This window comes from Ferrimonas marina, assembly GCF_900129905.1.
GTDB lineage: Bacteria > Pseudomonadota > Gammaproteobacteria > Enterobacterales > Shewanellaceae > Ferrimonas > Ferrimonas marina.
The window spans coordinates 420,288-440,485 of sequence record NZ_FQXG01000002.1 but is presented as its reverse complement, the minus strand read 5'-3'; the positions used below and the strand labels follow the sequence as shown (position 1 = coordinate 440,485).

The following is a 20,198-nucleotide window of genomic DNA, read 5'->3' as shown; positions in this document are numbered from 1 at the left end:
ATGGCCAATTGGATACAGGTAGTACAACACCTTAAGCCCGGCGGCATCGAGCTGATGGCGCTGGATCTGCTGGCGGACGACCCTGAGCAGGGCTGGATCCTGGCGTTGGAGGGCGATCGCGACAGCGCCATCGCCCACTGGCCGCAACTGGCGCCGCTCGCCTCCCGTTTGCTGTTTCTCGACAAAGCGCCGGGCTGGCAGCCAGGGCTGGTGCCGCGCTTGATGCAGCTGATGCGCGATCTGCAGATTGAGGCGGTACACACCCATCACATCGGCCCGCTGCTCTACGCTGGTGTCGCCGCTCGGTTAGCCGGTGTTCCAAAGCGCCTGCATACCGAGCACGATGCTTGGCACCTGCAGCAGCCGCGCCGCCGTCGCCTTGAGCAACTGGCGGTGGCCCTGGCCCAACCCACCTTGGTGGCGGATGCCGATGCCGTGGCCCAAGGGCTGCGTCAGGCTTTGGGGCGCCAGGCTTCGCCGCTGTACGTGATCAAAAACGGCGTGGATACCGACCGCTTCTGTCCCGGCAGCAGCCGAGTCGCCCGCGAGGCCTTGGGTCTGCCGCAGCAGGTACCGCTGATTGGCTGCGCCGGTCGGCTGGAGTGGGAGAAGGGGCAAGACCAGCTGGTCGCCGCGCTGGTAATGCTGCCACCGGACGTGCATTTGGCCCTGGCAGGCAGCGGCAGTCAGCAAGCGGCCCTGGCCCGTCAGTGCGCCCAGCTGGGTGTGGCACAGCGGGTGCACCTGATGGGAAATCTGGCGCAGATGCCGCAGTTCTATAAGGCACTGGATCTCTACTGCGCACCGTCGCGCCGGGAGGGGCTGTCGCTGTCCATTCTTGAGGCCCAGGCCTGTGGTATTGCCGCCGTGGTGACCGATGTGGGCGCCTCAGCCGAGGCGCTGTGCCGACGCAGCGGTGCTCTAGTCCCCAGTGAGGATGTCTCTGCCCTGGCGATGGCGCTGAACCGTCAGCTCAACTTTGGGCTGGATCAGCAGCCCCGCCAGTTTGTGGAACTGCAGGGCAATCTGCGCCAAACCCGGGCGGCCTACGCGGCGCTGCGCCGCAATACCCAGGAGGTACCGGTATGCTGACCGCCATTGCCTGTGTTATCTGCCTGAGTCTGGTGGTCTATCAGCACCTGGGCTTTCCCTGGCTGCTGCAGCGCTGGCAGCGTCGTCACAGTGTTGAGCCACTGCCGCCGGAGCCCGAGCAGTGGCCCAGCATCGAGCTGGTGATGCCCGCCTATAACGAGGCGGAACAGATCGAGGCCAAACTCATCAACCTGGCGCTGCTGGATTACCCGCAAGAGAGGCTCACCATCACGGTGATCTGCGATGGCTGCAGCGACGATACCCCCCTGCGGGCCCAGCGCCGTCTGGCCAGGCTGGGTGAGCAGGCAGGTCATATCCGCCTGCAGGTGATGGCTGAGAACCAGGGCAAGGTGGCGGTGCTGAATCAGGCACTGGCTCAAAGTCAGGCCGAGATCCTGGCCCTGACCGACGTCTCAGCGCTGGTTTCTCTGGACGCGCTCAAGGTAGCGGCTCGGCGCTTTGAAGACGCAGAGCTAGGCGTGGTGTGTGGTCACTACCATCTGTTGAATCCCGGTTCCGAAGGCGAGCAGCGCTACTGGCAGTACCAGCGCCGGGTTAAGCAGGGCGAAGCCGCTTTGGGGGCGCCGATGGGGGCCCATGGCGCTTTTTACCTTATGCGCCGCCGTTGGGTAAACCCCCTGCCCGCGGACAGTATCAATGACGATTTTCTGTTGCCGATGGCACTGGTGCAGGCAGGCCATAGCAGCTGCTATGAAAGCCGCATCAATGCTCTGGAGCTGGAGCAGGCCAGTGACGGCCAGGATCGTCAGCGCCGCCGCCGCATTGGCGCCGGCAACCTGCAACAACTGCTGCGGCTCTACCCCCTGATGCACCCTCGCTTTGGTGGCATCGCGCTGGCCTTTTTCTCTGGTAAGGCACTGCGGGTGATGATGCCGCTGTTGATGATGGCTACTTTGCTGCTCAGTACCCTGATGGCCTCACAGGGACCGTTGTGGTTGGTACTCTGGCTCGGCCAGCTGATGGCCTATAGTCTGGCTCTGCTGCCACGTCTGGCGCCACTGGTGGCCTGGCCCAACAGCGTTAACAGCCTTAACTACCTGGTGGAAGGGCACCTGGCCAACCTGGCAGGCATGGCCCAGTACCTGGGGTTGCCGTCCCTGCCCAGGGGCCACTGGCGCTTTGCCCTGGTGCTCAAGCTAAAGCGAGGGATGGATCTGCTGCTGTCGGCGTTGCTGCTAGTGCTAACCCTGCCGTTGTGGCCGCTGATCGCCCTGGCCATTGGCCTGAGCTCGCCCGGCCCTATTCTCTATCGTCAGCGCCGGGTAGGGCGGATGACCGACAGCCACACCGAGCTGTTCGAGATGGTGAAGCTTCGCACCATGGTGGTGGATGCAGAGCGCCATGGCGCCGTCTGGGCCGGCAAGCGCGACCCGCGCATCACTCCTATTGGCAACTTCCTGCGCAAAACCCGGCTGGATGAGCTGCCGCAGCTGCTCAATGTTCTAAAAGGGGATATGTCGCTGGTGGGTCCGCGGCCAGAGCGGCCGGAGTTCTACGCCAAGCTGGAGCAGGCGATCCCCTTCTACCGGGAGCGCACCTTTGGCCTGCGCCCGGGCATCACCGGCCTGGCCCAGGTCAACCAGGGCTACGACACCTGCATTGAGGATGTGCGTCGCAAGGTCGGCTTTGATCACCGCTACGCGCTTTCATTGTTCAGCCTGCGCAGCTGGCTATGGATGGAGCTGCAGGTGATCTTCCGCACCGTCTGGGTGATGGTAATGGGAAGGGGGCAGTAGGTCCAACGGTTTCACGGAAGGTGTCATTGTTAAGTCTCTGATTGTTCAGATATCAGTGCTATCGTTGGGCTCTACTTGAAGGAACAAGAGGCTTCGTTGTGGTGAAAGTACGTTTGATGGCTGTTGCAACCCTGTTTTGCACCTTGGTTACGGGCTCTGCATTGGCAGGCTCAGAGGTTAAATATGACGCAGAGTTGACTGGGCTTACCTATCAACTGCCCGTTTCTCACTACCAGCTTGAAAGCCAAGGACAGACGTTGTCCATGGCCTACTCATTCATCGAGCCGAGTGAGGGGATGCCGGTGGTAACTCTGCTGCATGGCAAGAACTTTAATGGGGATTACTGGGCCCCCACCGCCAGATTCCTCGAAAAGAGAGGGTATGGGGTCTTGGTTCCGGATCAGATCGGCTTTGGAAAATCCTCGAAGCCATTGGGATACCAGTTCAGTTTCTCCGTCCTCGCTGGCAACACACGCGCCCTGATGAAGGTGCTTGGCATCGAATCCAGTATTGTATTTGGTCACTCTATGGGGGGCATGCTAGCGACTCGATTCGCACTTCAATACCCTCAGGTCGTCGATGAACTGGTATTGATCAATCCCATCGGCCTGGAGCCCTATCACCTGTTATCTGAGTACAAAGACGTCGATTTCCATTTTGCCAACGAGATGCGCAAAACCGCTGCTGGGATCCAAAAATATCAACAAACTTTCTATTACGACGGCCAGTGGTCTGAGGCCTACGCCAAGCTGACCGAGTTCGCCGTTGGGCAAATCAATGGCCCTGACTGGGAAAGGGTTGCCCGGGTGAACGCTCAAACCACGGACATTATCTTTACCCAGCCGGTTTTCGCAGAATTCCCGGCGCTGAGTGTCCCGACTTCTCTTGTCATTGGAACACGAGATCGCACCGCGCCCGGACGGGGCTGGAAGCGAGAGGGGGTAGATATCGAGATGGGCCGTTATGATCAGTTGGGTAAATTGACGGCGGCGCGGATCCCGAACGCCAAGCTGTACGAAATGGAAGGCTTGGGGCACATGCCTCAAGTCGAAGACTTTGATCAGTACTCAGAGATTATCAGCCAGATCCTAGCCAACCTTCAGTCCAGGAAGGGCTGAACCAGCTAGCGTAGAAATGGCTGTGGGTACTTAGTCGACCTTCCTGTTTCAAATCAAAAGCCGGCCCTGAGTAGCCGGCTTTTTTGTGCCAGTGAGAAAGCCTCAGCGGGCATAGCCCTGCGGGTTTTGTTGCTGCCAGCGCCAGCTGTCGAACACCATCTCATTGAGGCCGCGTAGGGCACGCCAGCCCAGTTCGCGGGCGGCCTTGCTGGGGTTGGCGTAGCAGCTGGCTACGTCCCCCGGTCGGCGGGGGCACACCTTGTAAGGCACCGGGCGATGACTCCCTTGCTCAAAGGCCTGCACCATCTCCATCACGCTGTGGCCCTGGCCGGTGCCCAGGTTGTAGCAGTGTACTCCTTGGTGCTGCTGCAGATGTTGCAGTGCCCGCAGATGGCCCTGCACCAGGTCTACCACATGGATGTAGTCCCGCACGCCGGTGCCATCCTGGGTGTCGTAGTCGTCACCGTAGATCGACAGGCAGGGGCGGCGGCCACAGGCTACCTGGCTGATGTAGGGCATCAGGTTGTTGGGGGCGTCCAGCGGGTCTTCGCCAATTAGGCCGCTAGGGTGGGCCCCGACCGGGTTGAAGTAGCGCAGGATGGCCACGTGCCAATGGTTCAAATCGGTGAGGATCCGCTCGGCCAGGAACTTGGAGGTGCCGTAAGGGTTGGTGGTGGCACCTACCGGGGCGCTCTCATCCAGCGGCAGAGACTGGGGCACGCCGTATACCGTGGCGGAGGAGGAGAACACCAGGGTGTGCACCCCGGCCTCCTCCATCGCCTGGCACAGGGTCTGGGTGCCACCGACGTTGACCCGGTAATACTCCAGCGGGCAGGCCAGCGACTCGTTAACCGACTTCAGTCCGGCAAAGTGCATCACAGCGTCGATGGGTTCGGCACCGAACAGGTCACGCAGCACCGCGATATCGGTGACATCCCCTTGATAGAAGCGCACCCGCTTGCCGGTGATCCACTCTACCCGCCGCAGCGCCTCCTTGCTGCTGTTACACAGGTTGTCCAACACCACCACGGAGTGCCCCTCGTTGAGCAGCTCCACCACCGCATGAGAGCCGATGTAGCCGGCTCCGCCCGTTACCAGGATGGCCATAGGTCTTTCTCCCCTCGGATAGTCCTGACCCTGGCTGAGCAAAAACAGGGCCAAGGGCGGAAAAGCCAGGAACAGAAGGGGCTGAGAGCAATGTGGGCGAACTGCCAGGGTTTGGGTGTGCGGGGCTTTTGCAAAATGCGAAAAAAGCCACAAGTCGCAAAGGTATATAAATAAACCATTGATATTTAACAAATTAAAATATGGCACGTATCTCGCTATCTCGATATCAAACGCCACGGCCAACCGGCACTGGCTTTGACTCTCACAGAGATAAGCGAGGCGACCATGGAATTCAGCACCTTTCAAACCAAGCCCCAGCAACTGACCCTGCGCCTGAGCGGCGCCCTGGATGCGGAGCACTGCGCGCCGCTGGAAGACCGGCTGCAGCGCTTGGCGGAGCAACACCCCAGTGCCCAGTTGATGGTGGACCTGCGAGAGGTGTCTGAGTTGGATGTCTCCGGTCTGGGAGCGCTGGTGTTCCTGTTCAAGCGCCTTGCCAATCGAGGCGGTCAGATGGCGCTGTGCGGTGCCCAGGGTCAGCCTCGCCAGCTGCTCAGCCTGCTGCGGGTCGGTCAGGTGATCCCGATGCATGAAACCCTGCCGGTGGCCTGGCAGGGCCCCACCGCGCTGGCCAGCTAAGGAGCTCCCCATGGCAACGGCACGGCACACTCGACTCCTCACCCTGGCGCTGCTGACTGGCTGCTTGTGCGGCTGTGTCAGCTGGGCCCCGGCGGGTCGCGGCGGCATGGCCGAGCATCAGGATGCGATGTTGGCCTGGCTGGATGCCAGCACCGACGAAGCGATGGGGCCGGAGCACGGCGTGCTGTTCGAAGCCACTTTGCTGAAGCACCACCTTGATCTGCTGGTGCTGGAGGGGGCGGAGCTGTGTTTCCCCGCTTCAGTGGCCCAGGCGCGGATGCGCGAGCACCGTATCCTGCGCCAGTTGGAGGGTGGCCTGGTGATGGATGCCGCCACCGACATCGAGGCCCAGCAGGGCTTCCTTCATGCCCTGGAGCAGCGCCTGGACAGCGTTAACCGACAAAGCGGCCACTGCCGTGACGGTATGGCTCCGATGGCATCGAGCGGGGCCAAGCCCAAACCGGTTACCAAGACCGATCCCCTGGCCAGCAGCCTGGCCCAGCAGCTCAACGTCAGTAACCAGTTTGCCACCGACTCCAGCGTGCTGACCCCGGCTTATCAAGACCAGCTGAAAAGAGTGTTGCCGCTGCTCAAGGCCACTCAGCACACCCTGGTGATCCACGGTCACACCGACGTGCAGGGCAGCGACCAACGCAATCAGACCCTGGCGCAACAGCGGGCAGAGAGTGTGGCCCGATTCCTGGTGGATGGTGGCATCGATGCCCGCCGTATTCGCCTGCAGGCCTGGGAGGCCAGCCGACCCTATTCCAGTCAGGTGGGCCGTGAGGCCGACCACTCCAATCGCCGCGTCACCATCGAGCTGGTGGCCGCCCAGACCCAAGGAGGTCAATGATGAAACGCCAAGTTGTGTGGGCCGCCTTGCTGGCCCTGTTGCTGCCGGTGATGTTGTTTAGCCCGGCGCTGGTTCAAGCCCAGCCTCAGACTCCGGTTCAGCCCGGCGATCTGGTTCGGATCCTGCTGCCCGGCGAGCCCTCACTGGATAAGCGCTTCGAGGTGGACCGTCAGGGCCGCTTGGTGCTGCCTGAGGTGGGCGCCATCGAAGTGGCCGGGCTGGATGAAACCGCGATGCAAAGCGCGGTGGCAGTGCGGCTGAAAACCGCCTTTCGCGATCTCAGCGGGTTGTCGGTGTTCGTGGCAGAGCGTCGCATCCGGGTGTCGGTACTGGGTTACGTAGAGACCCCGGGGGAGGTGGTGCTGCCCGCCGAGGCCGGGGTGCAGATGGCGCTGCGGGCCGCGGGTGGTATCCGTGCCGGTGCTCAGCTTGACCGTTTGCAGCTGCGCCGTGGCAATGAGCAGTCGCTGTTTGACTACAAGGCCTACCTCGATAGCGGTGATCGCCAGCTGTTGCCGCAACTGAATTCGCTGGATGTGCTGTTTGTGCCGGCCTCCCCCAAGATCGGCAACGTGGCGGTGGAGTTCGATCCTAATCAGCTCACCGACAAGGGTGATGCGGCGGAGGACCGGGACGCGGTGAAGGTGTTTGGCGAGGTCAACAGCCCCGGCAGCTTCTCCTACCGCTCCGGCGTCACCATCGTCGATATGCTGATGCGCGCCGGTGGCGTTACCCGCTACGCCAGCGTCGAGCAGATCCGGGTGATCCTCGATGGCGAGCCGCGCCTGTTCAACCTGGAGCGTTACCTCGACAGCGGCGACCAAGCGGAGCTGCTGGTCCTCTCCGCCGGCACCACGGTGTTTGTGCCCAAGCAGGAGGAGGAGGTCAAAGCCGGGGCCAATACCGTCTACGTGATGGGTGAGGTGTTCAAGCCTGGCGCTTATGAAGGCAACGCCGACGCCGGTTTTCTCGATGTGCTGGCCAACGCCGGCGGTCCCACCCGTTTTGCCGAGACCCGGCAGATGCGCATCATCCGCCAAAGTGGTGAGGTGGAGGCATTCGATATGCTGGCCTTCACCGAAGGTCAGGGCGTGGCTCCGCCCCAGCTGTTTGCCGGCGATGCCATCTTTGTACCGGAGAAGACGGATCTGAACGAGAAGTCCTGGACCAAGGTGGCGCCGCAGCGGGCGGTGAAGGTGATGGGCGAGGTCAACCGTCCGGGTCGCTTCGAGTGGAGCGATGAGATGTCGATGCTGGATCTGCTGGCCCACGCCGGCGGCCCCAAGCCCAAGGCGGACACCGCCAAGGTCAAGGTGGTGTACGGCGATACCCAGGGCCAGCGCCGTACCGTGCTGTTTGATCTGCAGGCCTACCTCAATGGCAGCAACGAGCCGCTGCCCACCATCACCGCCGGTACGGTGATCATGGTGCCGCAGCTGCCGGATGACCCGTCGGACAACAAATCCCAGTGGATCCGCCAGGCCTCCGAAGACTCCATCTACATCTTTGGCCAGGTCGGGGCGCCGGGGCGCTACCGCTTCAACCAGAAGATGCACTTCCTCGACATCCTGGCCGCCGCCGATGGCCCCACCGGCGAGGCGGACCTGAGCCAGGTGCGGATCAACCATCGCGATGGCAGCCATGCCCGGGTCACCAGGCTGGACCTGGCGATGTACTTCGAGACCGGCGACGAGCACCTGCTGCCGGCGATTCAACCCGGTGACTCCATCTACATCCCGGAGAAGCAGCGGCCCTGGCTGACTGAGCCCAAGGAGCGCACCGTGCGGGTGCTGGGGGCGGTGAACAAGCCAGGGCGCTATCGCTTCAATGACAACATGACCCTGCTGGATCTGCTGGCAGAGGCCGGTGGGGTGGATGACCGCGGTCACGCCCGCAAGATCACCGTGGTGAACCTCTCCTGCTGCCGCGACCAGGCCCGCACCTTTGACCTGGTGGCCTTCTCGCAAAGCGGTGACTTTGACCAGCTGCCGGTGCTGCGGGCCGGCGATACCGTCTATGTCCCGGATGAGAAGGAGAGCACCTGGGAGAAGACCCGCCAGGGCATGGAGGACGTGTTTCGGGTGCTCACCATCAGTGCCCTGCTGGGCTTTATCTGAACACCGACCCGCATTGCAAAGGAGCAACACCATGTTGGAAGCACTGTATCAACGCTGGCAACAGCAGGGGGGACAGACCCTGGCCCTGGTGGGCTGCCTGGGCGCCGAGTCCGGCTTGGCCGAGGCCCTGGCGAAGCGAGCCGGTCAAGCCGATCAGAGGGTGTTGCTGGTGGAGTGGAATGACGTGGCAGCGGGGGCCGATGGTGCCAACCCGACGCCGCAACCCGGGGCGGGGTTTGACCGCCTGGCCCTGGGCAACGAACCGGCCGCGCAAGCCAGCCCTGGGGAGGCCAGCTGTGCCTCCGCAAGGCTGGCGGCGTGGTCTGGACAATACCAGAAGGTGGTGCTGCATCTACCACCGGTGTCCCAAGGCGAGGTGGCCAGCGCCCGCCGCAGCCCCTGGCTGATGGCCTGTGAACACACGGTACTGGCGCTGGAGGCGGGGCACATCGGTGCGGCCATGGTGCGCCAGTGTCAGCACCAGCTCGAGCAGGAAGGCGGGCGACTGCTTGGCCTGGTGGCCAATGACCACTACAACCCGTCGCTGCAGCAGTCACTGCTTGAGGCTATTGAGGCGCTGACGCCGCGCTGGCCCGGCCTGGCCCACTGGCTGCGCCAGGGGGTGCGCCAATCGCAGCTGCTGCGGATGCGGCCCTGAGGCCGCTTGTGCATCGCACCAAGAGAATACGCCACAAAGCGTTTGAATTTGTGGCGCTTTTTTTTCATGTTAGGAACAAAGGGAGAACGAGATGGTTGGCATGATCCGCTGGGGCCTGTTAGTGATGGGATTGGTATGGGCAGGATCACTGTCGGCGGAGGTGATCCGCTTTGGGGTGGTGCCACAGCAGTCGGCTTCGACCCTGGCCAAGAACTGGGCACCGCTGTGCCGCTGGCTCAGCGAACAGACCGGACTGACGGTACGCTTTGAGACCGCCCCCAACATCCCTGAGTTCGAGCAGCGCCTGGCCGAGGGGCGCTATCAGCTGGCGTACATGAACCCCTACCACTATACCCAGTTTGCCGGGCAGCCCGGCTACCAGGCGCTGGCCCGCAGCGAAGGCAAGCAGCTGCAGGGGATCCTGGTGGTGCGCCGCGACAGCGAACTGGCGGATCTGTCCCAGTTACAGGGCCAACCGCTGGCCTTCCCCTCGCCCGGTGCCTTTGCCGCCAGCATGGTGGTACGTGGTGAGCTGAGCCAGCAGGGGATCCCCTTCACCGCCCACTACGTCGCCTCGCACGATTCGGTGTATCAAAGCGTGGCGGCGGGCCTCTATCCCGCCGGCGGTGGCATCATCCGCACCTTCAACACCAGCGAGGTGGCGCCGCAGCTGAAGATCCTGTGGCGTTCCGCGGGCTATCCCCCCCACGCCATCGCCACCCACAGCGACTTGGCACCGGAGCTGCGAGAGGTTCTGGGCCAGGCGTTGTTGGCGATGGGGCAGGACCCAAGCGGTCGTGCCATTCTGGCCCCGCTGGCGATGTCAGGCTTTGAGCAGGCGCAAGACAGCGACTGGGATCCGGTACGCCGGTTGACCGAACAAACCGAATTAATGGAGTAATCCAAGCATGGAGCTTAAGGAGCGGCGATGAAGGCCATGAGTTTGCGGGCCAAGACCATCCTGGGGGTGGCCGCCATCGAGGCGGTGATATTGGCGATCCTGATCCTGGGCGGCTTGTCCTGGCTGAAAAGCTCCAATGAGGAGCAGCTGGTGCGCTACGGCGAGATGCTGGCCAACACCTTTGCGGCGAGCAATGCCGATGCGGTGGTGGCCACGGATCTGGCCAGTTTGCAGAGCTTTGCCCGCTCGGTGGTGGGGCAGGGCGAGGTGGTGTCGATGCGGGTGCAGGACCGGGATGGCCGCGAGCTGGTGCGTCTGCCCCAGCAAGCTGCCGAGGCGGAGCCGGACCCAACGCCCCTGGCCGCCGACGATGGCATCTACCACGTCCAGGCGCCCATCGAGCTGGCGGGTGAGGTATGGGGCGAGGTGGCACTGGGCATCGATGTGCGCCGGCAGCAGACCCTGATGCAGGATGCCCGACGCAAGGCCACCCAGCTGGCCCTGCTGGGGATGGTTTTGGTGGCGCTGTTCTCCTTTCTGCTGGGCGGCTACCTGCTGCGTCAGCTCAAGATCCTAAGCGACGCCGCTCGCACCATCGCCCAATCCGGCCCCGGTTTGCAGCTGGCGGTGGCCCGTCACGACGAGCTGGCGGAGCTGACCCGCGCCTTCAACGAGATGTCGTCCCGACTCGCTTCCAGTCACCGTGAATTCGAGCAGTCCATCGACGCCCAGCGCACACTGGCGCTGGAGGTGGAGCAGCAGCAGGGGCTGATGGGCGCGATGATCGACGCCGCCCTGGATGCCATCATCACTATCGATGCCGAGGGGCGGATCCGCGAGTTCAATGCAAGCGCCGAGTCGATCTTCGGCCTCAAGCGCGAGGCGATCCTGGGCGAGGACATGGCGGAGCTGATCATCCCACCGCAGTTTCGCGAGGCCCACCGCGGTGGCATGGCCCGCTTCCTCAAGACCGGCGAAGCCCCGGTACTGGGCCAGCGACTGGAGCTGGTGGCCCAGCATGCCGCAGGGCACCAGTTCGATTGCGAACTGGCTATCAAGAAGGTGGAGGTGGGGGGCGAGACCCTGTTTACCGCTTTTATGCGTGACATCAGCGACCGTAAACGCGCCGAGCAGGAGCTGCTGCTGGCGGCCCACGCCTTCGACACCAACGAGGCGATCTTCATCACCGACGCCGAGGCCAACATTGTCCGGGTCAACCAGGCGTTCAGTCGCATCACCGGTTACCCGCGGGAGGAGGTGCTGGGTCAAAACCCACGGCTGATGGCCTCCGGTGAGCATGACCAGGCGTTCTACCAGCAGATGTGGCAGGCCCTGGCGGAGCAGGGGCGTTGGAGTGGTGAGGTGATCAACCGTAAGAAGGGCGGTGAGCTTTTCCCCGAGTGGCTGAACATCTCGGCGGTGCGGGATGAGGCCGGTAACACCAGCCACTACGTGGCGCACTTTATTGACCTGACCGAGCAGAAAGCGGTGGAGGCCTCGCTGCGCCAGGCGCGGGTGGAGGCGGAGGCTGCCAGTGAGGCCAAGAGCCGCTTCCTGGCCAATATGAGCCACGAGATCCGCACCCCGCTCAACGCCATCATCAGCATGAACCAACTGGTGCTGGAGACGGAACTGGAGGCGCGGCAACGGCGCTTCCTCGATGCTGCCAATCGCGCTGGCTTCACCCTGCTGGCACTGGTCAACAACGTGTTGGATTTCTCCAAGATCGAGGCCGGTAAGATCGAGCTCAAACCGGACTGGTTCCCGGTCGCGCCGGTGCTAGAGGGGATTGTCGAACTCTACAGCCAGACTGCCAAGGAGAAGGGACTGATCCTGACCTGCCAACCCCTGACTGAGCCGCAACTGGAGCTGTATGGCGACCCGCTGCGGTTTCGCCAGATCCTGTTCAACCTGGTCAGCAATGCGGTGAAATTCACCGAGCAGGGCCAGATCGACATCCGTCTGGAGCCTCTGGGCGAGCGGTTATGGCAGCTGTCGGTCAAGGATGAGGGCATAGGCATCGACGCCGCTCAACAGGCCCAGTTGTTCGAGGAGTTCTACCAGGTGGACAGCTCCACTACGCGCCACCACTCCGGCTCCGGTCTCGGCCTGGCCATCACCCACCAACTGGTAGAGCGGATGGAGGGGCAGATCGAGCTGGACAGTGCACTGGGCCAGGGCAGCGAGTTTCGGGTGCAGCTGCCGCTGCGCAGCCGCATCGGTGGCGAAGAGGCACCGCAGCCTGATCTGCTGGACGACGGCACCCGGCCGCTGCGGATCCTGGTGGTGGAGGACAGTGCCACCAACCGAGAGGTGGTGGCGGAGGTGCTGAAACAGGATGTCTCCGAGCTGGCGATGGCGGTTAACGGCGCCGAGGCGGTATCGATGGCGGCCCAGCGCCCCTTTGATCTGGTGTTGATGGACATGGCGATGCCGGTGATGGACGGGCTGGAGGCGACCCGGCGGATCCGGGCCCAGAGCGGTCCCAACCAAAAGGTGCCGATCATCGCCATGACCGCCAACGCCTTTGCCGAGGATCGGGATGCCTGCATGGAGGCAGGGATGGATGCCTTCCTGCCCAAGCCCATCTCCATAAAGCGCCTGCGTCAGATGGTGCGGCTGTGGGGTAAACAGGGCAGAGGCGAAACGCCACCAGCGCCAATGGTATCGAGCCAGGATGGGGGCGCCAGCCTACCCTGGCTGGACGCCAGCGTACTGGATAAGCTGGCGGCGGACCTGCCTCCTCAGTCACTGGATAGCCTGGTGACCATGATGCTCAAGGAGGCCCGTGAGCGGGTAGGGTACTTGCAACAGGCCCATCAGGCGGGGGACTATGAACGGGTCAAGCTGGAGGCGCACACCCTGAAAAGCAGCCTGGCCACCTTCGGTGCGCTGCGGTTGCAGGCCCTGGCCAAGGAGATTGATGGCCACTGCAAGGCCCAACAGTTTGATCCGCTGCCGCCGTTGGTGGCGCAGCTGAGCGACGGCCTGGCCCAGACCCAGACCGCCATCGAGGAGTACCGGTCGCAGGACGCATCATGACTACGGAATCCCACAAGCCCAGCGTGTTGCTGGTGGAAGACAGCGAAACCCTGGCCTCGCTCTACCAGGCCTACCTGGCCCAGAGCGAGTGCGAGGTGCACTGGGTGGCCTCCGGCGAGGCGGCCCAGGCCTATCTGCAGGAGCGCACCCCGGAGGTGATGCTGCTGGATCTTAACCTGCCGGACATCGGTGGGCTTGAGATCCTGCAGTGGCTGGCACCGCAGAACCTGGCCATCTCGGTGGTGATCATCACCGCCCACGGCAGCGTTGACGCCGCGCTGGATGCCCTGCGCCTGGGTGCCTGCGATTTTCTTGAGAAACCCTTCGATGCCCAGCGCCTGCAGGTGACGGTGGCCAATGCGCTGCAGCTGTCGCGGCTGGGCAGCACGGTAAGAGCGCTGCAATCTGATCGTTACCGCTTCCACGGCTTTATCGGCAAACACAGCTCGATGCAGAAGATCTACCGCATGGTGGAGACGGTGGCAGCCAGCAAGGCCACGGTGTTCATCACCGGCGAAAGCGGCACCGGCAAGGAGGTGTGCGCCGAGGCGATCCATCGTCAGGGGCCGCGAGCCAAGGGGGCTTTCGTTGCCCTGAACTGCGGTGCCATTCCTAAGGATCTGATGGAGAGTGAGATCTTCGGTCACTCCAAGGGGGCGTTTACCGGGGCGGTGAGTGAACGCCAGGGCGCCGCGGCCCGGGCCAATGGCGGTACCCTGTTTCTGGATGAGATCGGCGAGCTGGACCTGGAGCTGCAAACCAAGTTGCTGCGCTTTGTCCAGACCGGCCGCTTCCAGAAGGTGGGCGGCAGCGGTGAGGAGCAGGTGGATGTTCGCTTCCTCTGCGCCACCAACCGCGACCCGCTGGAAGAGGTCAAGGCTGGCCGGTTCCGCGAGGATCTCTACTACCGCCTCTACGTGGTGCCCATCCACCTGCCGCCACTGCGCGAGCGCGGCCAGGACGTGCTGGCCATCGCCACCAGCCTGCTGCAGCGTTTCGCCAAGGAGGAGGGCAAAGGCTTTGTCCGTTTTGCCCCCGCCGCTGCCGCGGCCATGATGCAGCACGACTGGCCCGGCAATGTACGGGAGCTGCAAAACGTAGTGCGTACCCTGTGCGTGTTGCACGAGGGCGAGGAGGTCCAGCCGGCGCAGCTGCCACCGATGTTGCAGGCCCTGGTGCCGGAGAACCTGGCGGAGATGGAGTGGGAGGAGGAGGCCGTTCCGACGGTTGCTGAGGCCCCCCGGGTCAAGATCCAGCCGCTGTGGAAGACCGAGAAAGAGGCGATTGAGCTGGCCATTGAACACTGCGATGGCAACATCCCCCAGGCAGCCGAACTGCTGGAGGTGAGCCCCTCCACCTTGTATCGCAAGAAGCAAAGCTGGGAGGGCTGAGGCCCGTCGCATTCTGCAACAGCGGGGCCCTTTGGGGCCCCGTTTCTATTTAAGTGCATGTAAATCAAAATAATATTTAAGTGGCACCCTCCTTGCTACCACTCAGAGGTGGAATCGCCTTGGCGGCGGATAGGGAGGTCTTATGAACACAATGCGGTGTGGAGTGCTGCTGGCTGCGATGCTGGGCAGTGTTGGATGGGGCAATGGGCTTGGTCGGGCCGAAGCGGCAGAGCCGTTCGCCCGTTGCCCGGCGGAGGCGTTCCTGGTGCAGAGCAATCCGGCCCAGTTGTACGGGGTTAACCTGGCCACCGGCTTTAACCAGGACCTGGCTACCGACATGGGCACCTCGGGCAAGGTCAATGCCATTGCCTTTAACTTTCAGGATGGCTACCTCTACGCCTGGAGTCATAGCCATGGCACCCTGGCGCGCATTGGCAGTGATTACCAGGTCGAGCCGTTGCCGATGGGTGACATCGATTACGGTGGCAGCTTCTACGTGGGTGATATCAGCCTCAGTGACAATGCCCACTACCTATATCATCCCAATGGCGGGCTGTATCGGGTGCCGCTGGACCCGGCGCAGGCCGACTACCTGCAGCCACAGACCCTGCTGGCGGCGGGCAGCCTCAGTATCGCTATCTTCGATTTCGCCTTTCACCCGGACGACGGGGACCTCTACAGCGTGGATCGCCAGGGCACCTTGTGGCGCATTTCGCCGCAAACCCTCGGCGCCACCGCGCTGGGGCAGGTGGGCCAAAGCGGCACCTTCGGCGCGGTCTACTTTGATGTGACCGGTACCCTCTACATCAGCCGCAATAACGACGGCCAGATCTTCCGGCTCGACCCTAAGGCCGTCGAGCCCACCGCCGAGTTCTTCGCCCAGGGGCCCTCCTCCAGCAACAACGACGGTGCCCGCTGTGCCCTGGCCCCGGTGGTGGACCCGGCCAGCCAGACCATCGATTTCGGCGACGCCCCGGACAGTCATGGCACCACCCTGGCCAGCAATGGCGCCCGTCATCAACTGGTGGCCGGTGGGCCACGGCTGGGCCAATGGGTGGATGGCGAGGCGGAGGCCCACGCATTTCCCGCCAGTGACGATGACGCCGATCCCGGCACCGACGAGGATGGCGTTGCCTTTATCACCGCCGCCCGCAATGGCGAGCCGCTGCTGCTGAGCGTCACCACCACGCCCGGGGCCTACCTCAATGGCTGGATCGACTTTGATGGCGATGGTCAGTTCCAGGCTGATGAGCAGGTGATCAGCGACCGGGCCAGCGCCGATGGCAGTGAAAACCTGCTGGTAACCGTTCCTGAGCAGGCGGCCGATCAGTGGGTCTGGAGCCGCTTTCGGCTTAGCAGCGTCGCGGGGCTGGGCCCCACTGGCGGCGCGCCGGACGGCGAGGTGGAAGATCATCCGCTGCGGATCAGCCGGGTGCCGATCCAGATCCATCACTACCCCAGCAGCAGCGGTCAGGCCACGGTGGCCTTTGAGGATAACTGGCCGGCGGAGGGAGATTACGACTTCAATGACGTCGTCGTGCGCTTCCAGACCCGGTTGGAGAGCAACGAACAGGGCCAGGCATTGTCCTTGATGCTGACCGGTCAGGTGGTGGCCAGTGGCGCGGGCTTCCATAACGGCCTGGCCTGGCGCCTTCCCGGGGTGCCGGTCTCCTACCTGCAAACCCATGGCGTCTGGTTGGAGATCAATGGCGAGCTGCAACCCGGTGTCGTGCTGGAGTCAGGCCACGATGAGGTGGTGGCCAGACTCAGCGATGACCTCAAACCCTGGCTGCATCCAGCCAGTGGCTGTGACTTCTACCGCACCGTCAGCGACTGTGCCGGCAGCGGTGAGTTCCATTTCCGCCTCTACCTGCCCTTTGCCGCGGGGATCGCTTCGACCAAGCTTCCGGATGCGCCATTTGATCCCTTCCTGTTCGCCGGGCCAGGCAGCCGCAGCCCCTGGTTCAGTGACAACCCCGGTCGCGGCCTGGAGATCCACCTGAAAAACCAGGCGCCAACGGCGCTGGCGGACAGTAGCCTGTGGGGCCAGCACCAGGACGCCTCGCAACCAGGTACGGGCCGGTATTACCAGGCGGCCAAGGGCCAGCCCTGGGTGATCCTGGTGCCGGATCGCTGGCGCTATCCCAAGGAGCGGGTGGACATCGGTCAGGCCTATCCCGGCTTCGCCGACTTTGCCCAGAGCCTGGGTCAGCAAGGCAGCGACTGGTTCCTCAACCGCAACGCTCAAGTTCAACACCTTTACCCGGAATAGGGAGGCGCTATGACAACTCAACAGCAATGGCTGCGCGGGACGTTTTATGCATCACTGATGGCGCTGCTCACCGCCTGCGGTGGTGGCAGTGATGATGATAGTGCGGCGGCGCCTCAGACCGAGACACCCCCGACAGCACAAAACCAGGCCAGCAGCCCCAGCCCGGATCCGCAAAGCGATGGCGACGAGGCCCCAACGGCTCAGACCACCGCAGATCTGGCCATCGATGCGGATTTCACCCTCGACAGCCAGCGCCACCTGGCGCTGTCGGTCAGCCTGCCGGAGGCGGTGCAACGCCCCTACCTGAGGATCTGCCAGCTGGATAGTAACGGTGAGGTGCTGCAAAGCCGCTGCTTGTGGCAGGGGGAACTGAGTGATTCAGCGCTACAGTTGCGCCTCCAGGTGGGGCCACAGCATGCCCAATTGGCCGCCCAGTTGTGGGACTTAGCCCAACTGGACCAGGCGCCAAGACTGCAGCCACTGGCGGTGCAATCCGCCACTGTTAACCTGGTGTTCTAGGAGGCGAGGATGGGGACGCACTGGCTCTTGCTCGACAGTCGAGGCTTTGGCGGTATCGAAAGCTATGTTCTGAACCTGGCCAGCGGCCTGCATCGTCGCGGTCATCCGGTGGAGGTGGTGCTGTACCGCCAGTACGACGAGGTGCACCCACTGGCGGACAAGCTGACATCGGCGGGGATCCCAATGCGTATCCTGCAAGGCACACCCTGGGATCTTTGGCGACAACTGCGCCGGCAGCGGCCCCGACTGGTGCACACCCATGGCTACAAGGCGGGGATCCTGGCCCGCTTACTGGGCCACCTGGCCCGGGTGCCGGTGATCAGCAGCTTCCACGCCGCCGACGTCACCGACGGCAGGATGCTGTGGTACGACCGACTGGACCGATTCACCGCCGCCCTGGCCCGGGACACCCTGGCGGTGAGCCGGCCGATTGCCGCTCGCCTGGGGCCCTGCTGCCGGGTGATCAACAACTTTGTACCCTTGCCGGCCGGGCCCTCGCAACTGAGCACGCTGGCGACGCCGGCCCAGGAGGTGGCGTTAGTTGGACGAGTCTGCCCGGTTAAGGGGATTGAACGCTTCCTGCGGCTTGCTCAAGCACAGCCAGCCCAGCGCTTTGCCCTCTACGGTGACGGCCCGCAGCTGGATGAGGTGCGAGCGCAGATACGGGCGCTGGGGCCGACCAACCTGCACTGCTATGGCCAGGTGACGGACATGGCGGATCATTGGCATAAGGTGGGGCTGCTCTGCATTCCCTCCTACCAGGAGGGGCTGCCGATGGTGGCGCTGGAGGCGATGGCCCGGGGGATCCCGGTGTTGGCTACCCCAGTGGGGGAGCTGCCGCGATTGATCCAGCCTGGCCGCAACGGCTGGCTGCTGGAGGGGGATGCCCTGGGGCAGTGGGTGGCTTGCCTGACCCGTTGGCGTTGTATGACCCCGGCGGCGCGGCGAACAATCCAGGCCCAGGCCCGGGCCCGCATCGTCAGCGATTACAGTGACAGTGCGGTATTACCCCAGTGGGAGCTGATATACCGCTTAACCGACAAGGGGCTCAGCGCCACTTGATGGAGCAGCCCAGGCTGGGGTGCTGCTGCAGGGGTCCTTGGCCCGTTTGGGCTATCTGACGCATGGCATTGACCAGCTCCGGCGTTCGGCCGGCAGGATCGCCCAAACGCGCATCGTCCAGCCGCCCGCGGTACTGCAGTCGCCCCTCACCATTAAAGCCAAAGAAATCCGGGGTACACACCGCCTCAAAGGCTCGAGCCACCGACTGGTCCTGGTCGACCAGGTAGGGGAAGGGCAGGTCATGCTCGCGGGCGAACTCTTCCATCTTTGCCGGCGCATCCGCCGGATAACGTTGGTAATCGTTGGGCATCACCGCCAGTACCCTTATCCCCTCCGCCATCAGGGTTCGACAATCCTGCGCCAGTCTCTCAATGATCGCCTTTACATAGGGGCAGTGGTTGCAGATGAACATCAGCAGCAGCCCGTGCTCGCCCAACTGCTCAGAGAAGCGGAAGCTCTGACCGGTCGGATCTTTCAAACTGAAATCCGGCGCCGGCCAGCCGAAATTGCACAATGGGGTGTCCAATCGCATCGCAGGCTCCTTGCCTCGAGGGGGAAACAACTCAGCACAAGGATAGGGCAGGACAACGCGCGGCACCTCGGGATTGGGGTGCCGCAATCTCTTTGGACGGTTGCAGGGGCGATCGCTTAAGCGTTAAAAACGCGCCAGCACCGGCTCAAGCAGGGCGCGCAGGTGACGCCGGCTGGGCACCAGGGTGCAGGCCTGCAAGTGCTGCCACCAGGCGTGCCAGGGCTGCTGTTGTGCCAGCGCCAGCTCCGCCTGGGCGGTGGCGATGCGGGCCCGGGCCCAGCGCTTGGCCTGCCAGCCACAGCCTTGCTGATGGCGCTGCATCACCTGGCGCATGGCGCGGATCCGCCGACCGGCCTGGCTGGTTTCTGAGCCAGGTCGCATCAGGTACCAGCTTTGACACCGGCTTGTCACTGCGACGCGACCGTAGCGGCTGAGCTTGAGCCACAGATCCCAGTCCTCGGCGGAGGGCAGGCTGTCATCAAAGCCACCACAGGCGAGCAGCGCGTCGCGTCGGGCCATCACGGTGGAAGTGCCCACCAGGTTGCGTCCAAGCAGGGTGGCCTGCGGTTCCGGCAGCTGCCGATAGCCCTGCCCGGTAGCTAACCCGCAAGATTGCCAAAACTCAAAACAGGTGCCCCTGTCCTCGCCCTGGGGGCCGAGGTGGCGATAGTCGGTGAAGCTCATCACCACCTCGGCATGGTGCTGATGGTAAGCCAGCTGCGGCGCCAGTTTGTCCGGTGCCCAGCCATCGTCGGCATCAAGGAAGGCGACGAAGCGGCCTCGGGCGGCCTGCAGGGCGAGATTGCGTGCCGCGCCCGGATGGCCCATTTGGCAGCGCAGCGGTCGAATCCGGGGATCCGCCAGGTGCTGCTCCAGCAGCCAGGGCCAGGTACCGTCGCTGGAGTTGTCGTCCACCACCAGGATCTCCATGGCGGACACCGGTTGTAGGCGCACACTCTCCAGCGCCTGGCGCAGGTAGCCCAGGCAGTTATGGGTTGGGATCACCACGCTGCAAATGGGAGAGATGGTGTCAGTGGCGATGGGTTTGGTTGCGCTCATGGGACCTCCTTCGCGGATGGAGCAGGCGTTTGGCTTCTGCACTTGGCATCGCCCTTGCCTGTCTGTTCGACAGAGGATA

At 63.5% G+C, this 20,198-nt stretch carries 16 protein-coding genes; 13 read left to right on the top strand and 3 right to left on the bottom strand.

The genetic code is table 11. The features are described from left to right. The 3 genes from BUC04_RS05660 (at position 1) to BUC04_RS05650 (ending at position 3,967) form a co-directional block, all read left to right on the top strand. Entirely contained in the window at positions 1–1,092 is a 1,092-nt protein-coding gene (locus BUC04_RS05660; RefSeq protein WP_067659106.1) for a glycosyltransferase, read from the top strand. Next, on the top strand, positions 1,086–2,849 hold the full coding sequence (locus tag BUC04_RS05655) for a sugar transferase (RefSeq protein WP_067659103.1): 1,764 nt from the start codon (positions 1,086–1,088) through the stop codon (positions 2,847–2,849). Before BUC04_RS05660 ends, BUC04_RS05655 begins: the two co-directional genes overlap by 7 nt. 98 nt (positions 2,850–2,947) lie before the next feature. Beyond that, a complete protein-coding gene (locus BUC04_RS05650) occupies positions 2,948–3,967 on the top strand; it encodes an alpha/beta fold hydrolase (protein WP_143165549.1) in 1,020 nt (339 codons plus the stop codon). A 102-nt stretch (positions 3,968–4,069) separates the two neighbouring features. On the opposite strand, the gene galE is transcribed toward BUC04_RS05650, so the two are convergent. Next, the gene (gene galE, locus BUC04_RS05645) at positions 4,070–5,074 is read right to left on the bottom strand and encodes a UDP-glucose 4-epimerase GalE (protein ID WP_067659098.1); all 1,005 of its coding nucleotides are present in this window, start codon (positions 5,072–5,074) and stop codon (positions 4,070–4,072) included. Between the two features lie 285 nt (positions 5,075–5,359). Here galE and BUC04_RS05640 point away from each other — a divergent pair, with 285 nt between their 5' ends. From BUC04_RS05640 to BUC04_RS05595, 10 genes are all read left to right on the top strand, one after another. Further along, on the top strand, positions 5,360–5,713 hold the full coding sequence (locus BUC04_RS05640; RefSeq protein ID WP_067659096.1) for an STAS domain-containing protein: 354 nt from the start codon (positions 5,360–5,362) through the stop codon (positions 5,711–5,713). Between the two features lie 10 nt (positions 5,714–5,723). Next, positions 5,724–6,566: an OmpA family protein gene (locus tag BUC04_RS05635; protein WP_067659093.1), complete on the top strand. Its 843-nt coding sequence runs from the start codon at positions 5,724–5,726 to the stop codon at positions 6,564–6,566. Continuing rightward, positions 6,566–8,683, top strand: coding sequence for an SLBB domain-containing protein (locus BUC04_RS05630; RefSeq protein WP_067659091.1), 2,118 nt, complete (start codon positions 6,566–6,568; stop codon positions 8,681–8,683). The genes BUC04_RS05635 and BUC04_RS05630 overlap by 1 nt, the downstream gene beginning before the upstream one ends. A 31-nt stretch (positions 8,684–8,714) precedes the next feature. After that, positions 8,715–9,341 (top strand): P-loop NTPase family protein, encoded by a 627-nt coding sequence (locus tag BUC04_RS23545; RefSeq protein WP_067659087.1) that lies wholly within the window; start codon positions 8,715–8,717, stop codon positions 9,339–9,341. 91 nt (positions 9,342–9,432) lie between these two features. Continuing rightward, entirely contained in the window at positions 9,433–10,242 is an 810-nt protein-coding gene (locus tag BUC04_RS05620) for a phosphate/phosphite/phosphonate ABC transporter substrate-binding protein (RefSeq protein ID WP_234977350.1), read from the top strand. 27 nt (positions 10,243–10,269) lie between these two features. Further along, on the top strand, positions 10,270–13,284 hold the full coding sequence (locus BUC04_RS05615) for a PAS domain S-box protein (RefSeq protein ID WP_067659084.1): 3,015 nt from the start codon (positions 10,270–10,272) through the stop codon (positions 13,282–13,284). After that, positions 13,281–14,675 (top strand): sigma-54-dependent transcriptional regulator, encoded by a 1,395-nt coding sequence (locus BUC04_RS05610; protein WP_067659081.1) that lies wholly within the window; start codon positions 13,281–13,283, stop codon positions 14,673–14,675. The genes BUC04_RS05615 and BUC04_RS05610 overlap by 4 nt, the downstream gene beginning before the upstream one ends. A 142-nt stretch (positions 14,676–14,817) precedes the next feature. Further along, entirely contained in the window at positions 14,818–16,947 is a 2,130-nt protein-coding gene (locus BUC04_RS05605) for an LruC domain-containing protein (RefSeq protein ID WP_082766638.1), read from the top strand. A 9-nt stretch (positions 16,948–16,956) separates the two neighbouring features. After that, on the top strand, positions 16,957–17,466 hold the full coding sequence (locus tag BUC04_RS05600; RefSeq protein ID WP_143165548.1) for a hypothetical protein: 510 nt from the start codon (positions 16,957–16,959) through the stop codon (positions 17,464–17,466). Positions 17,467–17,475: 9 nt separating this feature from the next. Then, positions 17,476–18,528: a glycosyltransferase family 4 protein gene (locus BUC04_RS05595; RefSeq protein ID WP_067659074.1), complete on the top strand. Its 1,053-nt coding sequence runs from the start codon at positions 17,476–17,478 to the stop codon at positions 18,526–18,528. On the opposite strand, the gene BUC04_RS05590 is transcribed toward BUC04_RS05595, so the two are convergent. Together BUC04_RS05590 and BUC04_RS05585 are read right to left on the bottom strand one after the other, a co-directional pair. Next, positions 18,515–19,060, bottom strand: coding sequence for a thioredoxin family protein (locus BUC04_RS05590; protein WP_067659071.1), 546 nt, complete (start codon positions 19,058–19,060; stop codon positions 18,515–18,517). The two genes, BUC04_RS05595 and BUC04_RS05590, sit on opposite strands and share 14 nt — an antisense overlap. Before the next feature lie 123 nt (positions 19,061–19,183). After that, complete coding sequence (locus BUC04_RS05585; RefSeq protein ID WP_067659068.1) at positions 19,184–20,119, bottom strand: glycosyltransferase family 2 protein; 936 nt, start codon at positions 20,117–20,119, stop codon at positions 19,184–19,186. Positions 20,120–20,198 lie beyond the last annotated feature (79 nt).